8 protein-coding genes are annotated in these 9746 nt (G+C 48.6%); 1 reads left to right on the forward strand and 7 read right to left on the reverse strand.

The features are described from left to right. Position 1 precedes the first annotated feature (1 nt). Positions 2-1015 (reverse strand): TIM barrel protein, encoded by a 1014-nt coding sequence (locus JO972_RS12080; protein WP_309490312.1) that lies wholly within the window; start codon positions 1013-1015, stop codon positions 2-4. 410 nt (positions 1016-1425) lie between these two features. Here JO972_RS12080 and JO972_RS12085 point away from each other — a divergent pair, with 410 nt between their 5' ends. Next, complete coding sequence (locus tag JO972_RS12085; protein ID WP_309490313.1) at positions 1426-2481, forward strand: IS110 family transposase; 1056 nt, start codon at positions 1426-1428, stop codon at positions 2479-2481. A gap of 789 nt (positions 2482-3270) precedes the next feature. Here JO972_RS12085 and JO972_RS12090 read toward each other — a convergent pair. The 6 genes from JO972_RS12090 to JO972_RS12110 all read right to left on the reverse strand — a co-directional run bounded on the left by JO972_RS12090 (position 3271) and on the right by JO972_RS12110 (position 7971). Continuing rightward, on the reverse strand, positions 3271-3564 hold the full coding sequence (locus JO972_RS12090; RefSeq protein WP_309490314.1) for a hypothetical protein: 294 nt from the start codon (positions 3562-3564) through the stop codon (positions 3271-3273). A gap of 603 nt (positions 3565-4167) precedes the next feature. Beyond that, positions 4168-4605, reverse strand: coding sequence for a hypothetical protein (locus tag JO972_RS12095; RefSeq protein ID WP_309490315.1), 438 nt, complete (start codon positions 4603-4605; stop codon positions 4168-4170). Positions 4606-5153: 548 nt separating this feature from the next. Then, complete coding sequence (locus JO972_RS12100; protein ID WP_309490316.1) at positions 5154-5609, reverse strand: hypothetical protein; 456 nt, start codon at positions 5607-5609, stop codon at positions 5154-5156. A gap of 140 nt (positions 5610-5749) precedes the next feature. After that, positions 5750-6004: a ParE family toxin-like protein gene (locus JO972_RS16810; protein WP_343221585.1), complete on the reverse strand. Its 255-nt coding sequence runs from the start codon at positions 6002-6004 to the stop codon at positions 5750-5752. Next, complete coding sequence (locus JO972_RS12105; protein ID WP_309490317.1) at positions 6001-6201, reverse strand: hypothetical protein; 201 nt, start codon at positions 6199-6201, stop codon at positions 6001-6003. Before JO972_RS12105 ends, JO972_RS16810 begins: the two co-directional genes overlap by 4 nt. A 1269-nt stretch (positions 6202-7470) precedes the next feature. Further along, on the reverse strand, positions 7471-7971 hold the full coding sequence (locus JO972_RS12110) for a hypothetical protein (RefSeq protein ID WP_309490318.1): 501 nt from the start codon (positions 7969-7971) through the stop codon (positions 7471-7473). Positions 7972-9746: the final 1775 nt, after the last annotated feature.

Raw genomic sequence — 9746 nt, forward strand, 5'->3', positions numbered from 1 at the left:
CCTACAGGCCGTTCACCTGCTGCATGGTGCCGAGGATCGTATTCCAGGTCTCCTGCTTGAGCAATACCTCATTGGAAAACATGCAGCCGTCCCAGCAAATGTGCTGAATTTCCTCACGCTGCTTGCCATTTTCATCCAGCAGCCAGTAGCCAGAACAGCGCGGCACATCGAGCTTGCCATTCGGATCATCGGCGGGGCAGTGGCGGCCTGTTTTATCGTGCGATCCTGAACCGTGCACCGTGCCATCGTTCTGCGCCACGTGGAAATCGTAAGTCCACGGGCGAAGTTTGTCGGTCATCGCTTGGTAGGCCGACCAGAATTCATCGTCACTGTGGGAGTCGCTCAGCAGAGCATGCTCAGGGGCATTATACCCCAGCAGGTAGAGGTAGGTGTGTGCCAGGTCCGCCTGGAATCCCACCCGGCCCGGCATGCCGGTCTCTTCCAGCAGGTCGAGCATGTCCTTCCACGAGTGCATGCCGCCCCAGCAAATCTCGCCCTCAGCCACCAGCACCTCGTCGTGGTCCGCCGCCACCTTGCCACATTCCTGGAAGGTCTTGGCCATCAGTCGGGTATTCGCCGCCGGATTGTCGGCCCAGTCTTTCACCCCCACGGCGGAGTCAATCCGGATCGATCCGTAACTGCGCACACCGTGCTCTCTCAGGATGCCGGTATAACGACAGGCCTTGGCCACGGAACCGACAAAGCGTGCGCGCTCCTCGCGGCCACCAATCGAGCTGCCACCGCCCGTTTCCTGCCAGATCGGAGCCACCACGGTGCCGACCTTCAGGTTCTTCTCGGCAATGCTGTCGGCCAATTTTCTGATCTCATCCTCGGGAGCATCGATGTCCAAGTGTGGGAAATAGAGGAACATATCGATGCCGTCATATCCGCCACCGTTGACCTCGGCCGCAGCCGTCATGCCTAACATTTTCTCGAAGGAAATAGGCGGTTCGGCCGATCCCTCTTCCTTACCGACCAATCCAGGCCACATCGCGTTGTGTAATTTCCAGCTCATGATTTTGTGATTTTTCCGACCTCGGGAAGCATTCCAAACGATCTCCCGAAGAAGTGATGCATCATCCGCCAAGCCCTCCGTTAGCTCAAACAAAAAAAGCCCGGATCGTTAGTCCGGACTTTGGTCTGCTTCGCGCCACGACACCCCACTCGATCCGCCTGCTGGCAGCTGGTCAGCGGCGCCTATTTCCCACGGTCATGAAAAAGTCGCCACCTGGTGATGTTTTGGCAGTGATTCGGTTAGAATTTGCACTAAAAAGCCTTCGCAACGTTGCCATGCACGAACCGCCATGCCTCCGCAGATCATGACTTAGCACCGTCATTCAGTAAGATGAACATCAACAAGTTGTCAGGCTGCGGGGGCATGGCACATGCCATAGCCCAGCCAGCTCCACAGCCAAAACCGTCACCATGATCAGCCTATTCATCGGCATCGACCGCTCGGACAAATGCATCGATGTCCACCTGCTCGACCAACAGGGCAACGACCACAGTCACGCCCAAATCCTGACCGACCCGCACTCGCTCACCGCTTGGGCCAACGAGATCCTCGATCTGCTACCGGCAGGCACCAGCGCCGCCCTCTGCATCGAGCAACCGTGTATCAACCTCACCGGATTTTTCCGTCGATTCCCCTCGTTCAAGCTCTACCTGATCAACCCGATGATCCTCAAACGCTACCGGGAAACATTCAACATCTCCAAGGCCAAGGACGATAAAAAAGACGCCCACCACCTCGCGAAGTTGCTCTTCGAGAAACACAACGTATTGAAACCCTGGCACGCGGGCGATCCCACTGCCGCCAAGCTCGCCGTGCTCACCGAGAAGCGCAGGCAACTCGTCGTGCAACGTGGCAGCATCTCCAACAAATTGATCCAGCTGCTCAAGGACTACTACCCCCAGGCCTTCGAGCTCTACGGCAAAACCATCTACGCTCCACTCGCTTGCGCCTTTTTAAAAAAGTGGCCATCACTGCAAGCCATCCAAAAAGCCACGCCGGCATCCATTGAACGCTTCTACATCCAGCACTCGAGCCGCCGACCCTATCTGATCGAGAGACGCCTCAAGCTCATCGACCAAGCCATCTCCATCACCGACGACCCCAGCATCATCGAGCCCTACTCAGCTCTCACGGTCGCCTTCGCCGAGCAGCTCAGCACCATCAGCAAAAACATCCAGGCTTTCGACAAGATGATCAGCGCAACCGTCGACTCCCACCCGGACGCCTACATTTTCCAATCGCTGCCCGGAGCTGGCGACCAGTTAAGCGCGCGCCTGCTCGCCTTTTTCGGCAACGACCGCAGCAAATACCGCAACGTCAACGCGGTGCTCGACCACAGTGGCATCTCGCCCGTCACCAAGCAAAGCGGCCAGCACCGGGTGGTGCACCGGCGTTATTCCTGCCCCAAGTTTGCCCACCAAACATTCGTCGAATGGGCCGGACAAACGATCAATAAGTCCACCTAGGCCAAGGCCTACCAACGGCAGCAAAAAGCCAAAGGACAAGCGCACAATGCCATCCTCCGCGGCCTGGCATACAAGTGGATTCGCATCGTCTACCGCTGCTGGCAAAACCACCAATGCTACGATGAACAGCACTACCAAATGGCATTGCGCAAATCAGGCAGTCCGCTAAGCGCAATCATCGACGCGATCCACCTCGAACAAGCCAACGCCGAGGCGCAGGAAAATAGCGGCCCCGTCAGCGAATGAGAGAGACGAGTCGGACGGCGGCCATTTTGATAGAAACCGGAACTCGAGACCGTCCGACATGATTTTTCTAATCATCTCCGCTTGCTGCAATCGATGCACAATCGACAGCCACGCAAGCAGCCATCATTTTTATTTCCGCGAGCTCCTCAACGCCAGCCCAAGAGCTCCGAGGGCGAGCATGAGAAACGACGAAGAAGCTGAGGGTCGCCGAACTCACCGTCTCGTGAGACCACTGATGTCAAATTGCAGATCACCACTACGCGTACAACGACCGGAGCTGTCACCGTCATAGTAATAGCCGGCTCCAAAGGTCACGCTAGTGGCATTATAATAATCATCAATGGAACTATTCACGACTTGGTGACATCCATCACCTGCGGAAAGTGCCACATCTGAGCATTGATCAGATGGCAGAATCTTGAGCACCTCGACAGAGCCCCAGCAACGAGGCGAATAACCTGGCGTCAAAACTTCAGGCCCAAGAAAAGTAGGACGCCGGAGAATGTCGCCTAGACGCGCTTGACCGGTCTGTTTGGTATTCTGCTAGCCTGATGGAATAGGCCTACCATCTTCTACCTGATACCAAACACGAACCACCTGAAACCAATGCGTCGACATCTCCCCTGATGCACGTAAATGAGAATCGTTCCTACCCTCCTCGAGGTCGATATTCGGCAACACGACAGTCTCAATATTGATCGGCTCAATCTTGTTCCGGGCAACCCACTCATTCACTTTCGGCATGACCTCAGAGATCCCATCATAGTTGGACACCGTCATAAACAGAACCTTCTCCTGACCTGTGATGGCAGGCCTAAAATCTTTGAAATAAATCATTTTTAGTTTTGATGACCGAAAAAAGAGTTCAACCGCCGGTGGCTCAAGGAACGAAAACCTAGAAGGCTCTCAACTGTCAAATGTCTCGCCACAACGAACGGATAACGGTCGCCAGCAATGGATGGTTTGGCAAGTTTATCGATCTGCATACCAATTCTCCCAAGCACTGACATCGCCACCGAACTTCTCACCAGAGATAGTCTCTAGAGCGTCGATGCAATGTGACCTGCTACACATCTGCGTGTCTCCAAGTCTATTCAACCCATCGATAAGGTAAGGAATCGAAGTATCGTCTCCCACCTCGATTAGCCGAAGGTAGGCATCATGATGATCTCTCCAACGAATGCAGTCATGACACAGATCTCGCCATTCAGTCTGCGAAAGAGAACTGTCTCCCATCTGTGCCTTATCCGATTCCGCCGCAAACCGAAGATGTGGCCGAAATAACTGGAAGAATACGAGCAGACCGATAACAGCCAAAACGAGCACAAGAGATAATACCGTGTAAGAAATATGCTTGGCTCTTTTCTTCATGATTATACCGAACGTAGAAGTCTGCCGCAGCGTGTAGAACGATGATGATCCGGCTTGTTCTGCTAGTTGTTACTTACGAATTATTTCGACCTGATAATCTGAATTACTAAAGTCAATACGATCTCCATCAAAAACAACCTTCCAGTTATCTTCAAGTTTAGCATCTATGAGCCAAATTCCAGAAGCTTGATCTGCATGAGTGTAGGAATAGCCTAACCATGAATGATATACACCTATGGGATCTGCTACCATTTGACGGCGTGGTGAAAATACAAACCATGAATACCTCCCTTCAGAATTATCCTCGAGATGGATATAATAAACATCTTCCATCTTCATCGGCTTGAATAACTTAGCTTCAACAGCCTGACCATCAACTGTGGCTATCACTGAGAAATCATTATTCGCTACAAATGGTCTCCTATTAGCGTGAAATGCATAAATAAGAACAAAGCTGATAACAGTGCATACCGCAATTATGACTTTTTTACATGGGTTGCGTTTCATTTTTTGCAGAACGTAGAGGTCTGCCGCAGCGTGTAGAACGTGAGCAAACCGAGTGTATTTATAGCTGTCGAATGCTTGCGGACTACGAACGGTTAACGGTCGTCAGCACCGGCTTGTTAGGTCCATTATTTGATTCGCCGGAAACGCCAATATAGCACTAAAGACACTGCGACTAAACCGCCTATAATAAACCTAGTCCACGCTTGTTCGGGCGTCTCTGCCATGATGAAGTCAACGATACGAGCCCTTCTATCGTAGGCCAGAATGAACCCTATGAATCCACCTATCGTAAATATGATCACAAGAATAACAGCGATCATGAAGTAGTGAAACATCACCAATAACCAGCGGGGTAATCTAGGGTCTTCGTCTGGGCCCTTATATGTATCAAAGGTTGACCAATCTGGATCGTTATTGCTCACTCTTCTTATTATATTACCTAACGTAGAGCTCAACCGCGCCGTGTAAAACAGTTTCGCACCATTCACGATTTTAGCACTACAGCTTCCACGGACAACGAACGGTATCGCGTCGGATGAAGCGCCTTGTTAGACCACATTATTTAGTTCACACACCGTAACCTCAAGATCGTGTTCATCACGTAAATACGCAATGATCGCCGTTGGTGCCGGTGCCGAAAGTCGTGATCTTGATCCAGGTGGGCCAACTAGAATCAACCTCTTAACGTTAATTCCTCTTTCGCGTGCGAGAAGCACCTTAAAGGAGTCTTTCTCAAGACACGGATACGGATTAGGCAATGAAAATTCTACCTCAATTGCCTCAGCCGTCTCTTCTAAATAATAATCAATCGATTGTCTAACACCTGGGACAAATGCCTGCTCAACTGCTGAATCACCGAATATCAATCGAACTTGTTTATTCGCATCGCCCATAACAGCATTAGTTACTCGATTCCCCTCACCAGGACCTCGCTTTTGAAAAATGCTATGTCTTAAAGCGGCATTCTGTACAATCTGGATTAACTCTTTCGCTTGTGGGCTCATATTCTATATTCTTGTCGAACGTAAAGCTCAACCGCCGGTGGGTCAAAGGTCAAAAACCTAGGATGGTTTCAACTGTAAAAAGTCTGCTGACTACGAACGGTTAACGGTCGGGTGCAGCGAATTGTTCGATCAAATTTTTGCTACGATATCAGCCTGTCGTATTCGCCATGGTTACCTATCCAAAACCATACCATTGCATCTCCATCTTGGATGCCTAGAGCGCGATAATGGATACCTGCTCTCACAGACCAGTAACTCCCCACCTTCTTAAAATGCAGGGAAGGATGAAAAGGATCGCCCTTCAGTAGTTCAAAATTACGATCTGCAACCTTCTGCACAGACGCTGGCAAAGAATTGTATGCCTTCCAAAATTTTGAAGTCGCTACGTGCTTCATAGCTCCTTAGTGCGCCCAGATCTAAAATCTGCCAAGGCTTCTGATGCCAAGCCTTCTAGCTTGCCACTCACGATATCTCTCTCGATCTGAGCATCCCACGTCGCTGCCTCGTAAGTGGAAAACCAATCACGAAACGCAGCAAGCTCATTCTTGCTGAGTCGCTCTACTGCTTCTTCTATGGCCTCGATGGTGCTCATGGTCATAATTTTACTCTAGAATTCGGTATCGTCAATTTTTCTTATTCTTATCGAACGTAAAGCTCAACCGCCGGTGGGTCAAAGGTCAAAAACCAAGGATGGTCTCAACTGTAAAAAGTCTCCGGACTACGAACGGTTAACGGTCGGATGCAGCGAATTGTTCGGTTTTTTTATCATTCCGTCTATCCATTCAACGAAGAGCACATGTGCCAACAATCCCAGAACCAATACTGCGTATCCGAAAGGCAGAATAAACATAAACATATTCCAAAAATTTATCTTAATAGAGGATTCGGCCTTATACGCACCAGTAACAGCAGTTCCCAATATCACTAAAACTGTTATAATATATTTACGCCCAACCATCTGCTTTCTGCTTCGGATAAACATCGCAGGCACGAAAAAACCAATGAACAGTCCTAAGCCCACACCGACATGAGCTAAAGACGGAGACCTGCTTCCGGCATAATATACAAAGAACGCAATTATACTTATTATAGTGGCTGATAGTATCTTCATTATATTACCGAACGTAGAGAACAACCGACAGCCCTCACAAAAGGACAGCGCTTGATCGAAATCTTAAATCGTTACACATCACTGACTGCCGAACGGTTAGCTGTCGGATGCTTCGTCTTGTTCGATAAGTTTTATATATTCTTGCGATTCCATAAAAATGCTCCCCACCCTATAGATAAACACACCATAGAAGCGTATAACCCCATGCGATACAGAGGCACCATGGAAACAGACCACAGAAGGTCATCTGTAGAATTGCTAATGCGTAATGAATCTATGTGTTCCGAAATGTCAGCCAAACATATCGAAGTAATGTAGATTGTTAACCAAGCCGTGATCACACCAACAGCTGTAATGCATATGAATCTTGGAGCATAGTTGCACCGTGACGCAAACTTAGCGCTAACCATCGTTGAGATACCGGCAACAAGCCCAATTATAGCTAAGGATAATCCTAGATGCATTCTATACATAAATCCTTCTTGCGGGCTGAGCGCTGAAAAAACTATACCGCCCTTGGACCCAACGTAACTTAACATCGGATCAAATAGCGACCACCCAATACAAAAGAACGCTACGGATATCACCAGAGAGACTGTGATTAGTGATTTCCTTGTATTCATTATATCGAACGTAAAGAACAACCGCCGCGTGTAAAAACGCCGCAAATCATTCATGGATTTATGTCTAAAACGGACTCGGACTAAGGACGGTTAACGGTCGGATGCTTCGACTTGTTCGGCCACATTATTAGCTAAAGCCCAGATCACTCATTACATCAGATCCACCCAAGGCTGCCCTGACTCCTTCATGAATCGGCATTACGATTCCCTCATCCGGAATGAATATCCCAATGCAATGATCTAGCGGCAAATGGGCAAGGACATTACCTATTGTATCCCACTTATCCTTCACTTCCGCCTCTCCGTGCGTCCAATCTACCGATATCCATCCAGTGTGATGAGCAACAGCATTCGCTAAGGAAGAATCTGAGATATGCGTCGCCACCTCTGGTCCATCAAAATACTGATGTGCGTAGTTGTGGATGGTCAAACCGCATCCCTTCATGAACACCAAATACTGAAGTTCAGGAATAACTGCTGCATAAAAATGCCCAGGTTCCTCTCGACTAAACTTGCCATCTGAATACACGTCGAGACACTCAACAAGCTCCAACTCAGGTAACGGAGAATGCTTGGAGAGTAACGCGATGATCGAGAAAAACGTCTCGCTCTCAGATTCACCTGCCATAGTCTTAGTATTATTGCCGAACGTAGAGGACAACCGCCGCGTGTAAACCGGTGATAATCCAAGTGAATTCTTAACTGTAAAACGCCTGCGCACCAAGGACGGTTAACGGTCGTGTGCTCCGGCTTGTTCGACGACATTCTTGAGTAATCAACCCAAGCACACAAGCACTCAACGAATGAAGATCCCCTGCTGAGCACCCGGCAATGCCAAAGAATCGCTCCAATACATGAGAGAGGCTTAAGCCTGGGCCGCCTTACGCTAAAACTATAAGCCTCACAGCAAGTGAACGCCGGATCTCAATATTCTTATTCTTGCTCGAACGTAAAGTTCCATGGCCGCGTGTAAAACAGCTGCCAATCATTCAAGGTTTTAACTATAGATAATCCGCAGACTACGAACGGTTAACGGTCGATGGCAACGACTTGTTAGGCCAATTTTTTTCGATTAATTCAATCAAGGTCATCACTCGATTCAGGAAACTTACGCCTCTCCAACCAATCTCGTATATATGACCGCAGTGCAATTATCGCACCAATGGTATATATCGCCATGCCTAAAAATATTAATATCTCAACGCCCAAAATGGGGCCATAATATACGCTGTTTGTATATTCGAGACTAAATCCAGCACCGAAAAACCATTTATACAGATATGCAACGCAAAAGCCACCGAAGCCAATCACCACTATGATTGCTTGAAGTAGGCCCATGCGTTTGTAGTTCATTATTATTATTTTGCCTAACGTAAAGCTCAACCGCGCCGTGTAAAATAGATTCGCACCATACACGTTTTTAGCTCTGCAACTTCCTCGGACAACGAACGGTATCGCGTCGGATGAAGCGCCTTGTTCGACCACATTCTTCAAGACTTTATATACCGCTTAGACGCCCATTCTAGTGCTTCACCTGAACCCATCATACGAAAACATAAATCCCCATCGATTAGGCAAACAGCTACACCAAAATGAAAGTAGTTCTCGTCGCCTTCGCGATACCTAATGATAATGCCCCGTTCTATATCTTGCATTACCTGAGTGCCATTTAATGAGCTTGCGAGCGATGTGAATTCAGCAGCGAAACCAGAATCGTTACTAACCCATTCACCGCTGTAATACCACATATCAGATATGGCATTATCGATGCTACCTATCACCTCACCTCGAAACTCTACATCAATCTTCATTATTATTGTCGAACGTAAAATTCCATGGCCGCGTGTAAAACACTCGCCAACCACTCATGGGTTTAACTGTAAAACGTCTTCGGACTGCGAACGGTTAACGGTCGATGGCAATGACTTGTTCGGCAACATCCTTCAGCTATGTGCACGCACCACTAAGAACGCGACTACTGCCAGTAGAACCAAACAACCCTGATACCAGAACCCGAATTGCACGAACCACACTGACCTTGATCTAGGGCTGGATCTGAAAAAACTGATGACCAAACAGATAGCTGATACTAATGAGCCGACTACGAAGGGCAATACATACTGATTGAATACAATGACTTCAAGACCACGTTGAGATAAACTAAACCATTTCATGTAGCCAAAGGTCAAAAGCATAGCCACCAAAGGGAACCATGCTAAAAAATGGGATAATATCGCAGATCCGCGAGTCATATTATTCTTATTATAGCCGAACGTATAATTCGGCCGCCGATAAATCAATGGTCGAGTATGTAGAATGTCCCATGCGTGTAGAATGTTTCTCGGACTAGGGACGGTATCCGGTCGGCCGCAATGACTTGTTAGATCCGAGGGGATCAATACG

Origin of the sequence: Oceaniferula flava (genome assembly GCF_016811075.1) — a bacterium.
Taxonomy (GTDB): Bacteria; Verrucomicrobiota; Verrucomicrobiia; order Verrucomicrobiales; family Akkermansiaceae; genus Oceaniferula; species Oceaniferula flava.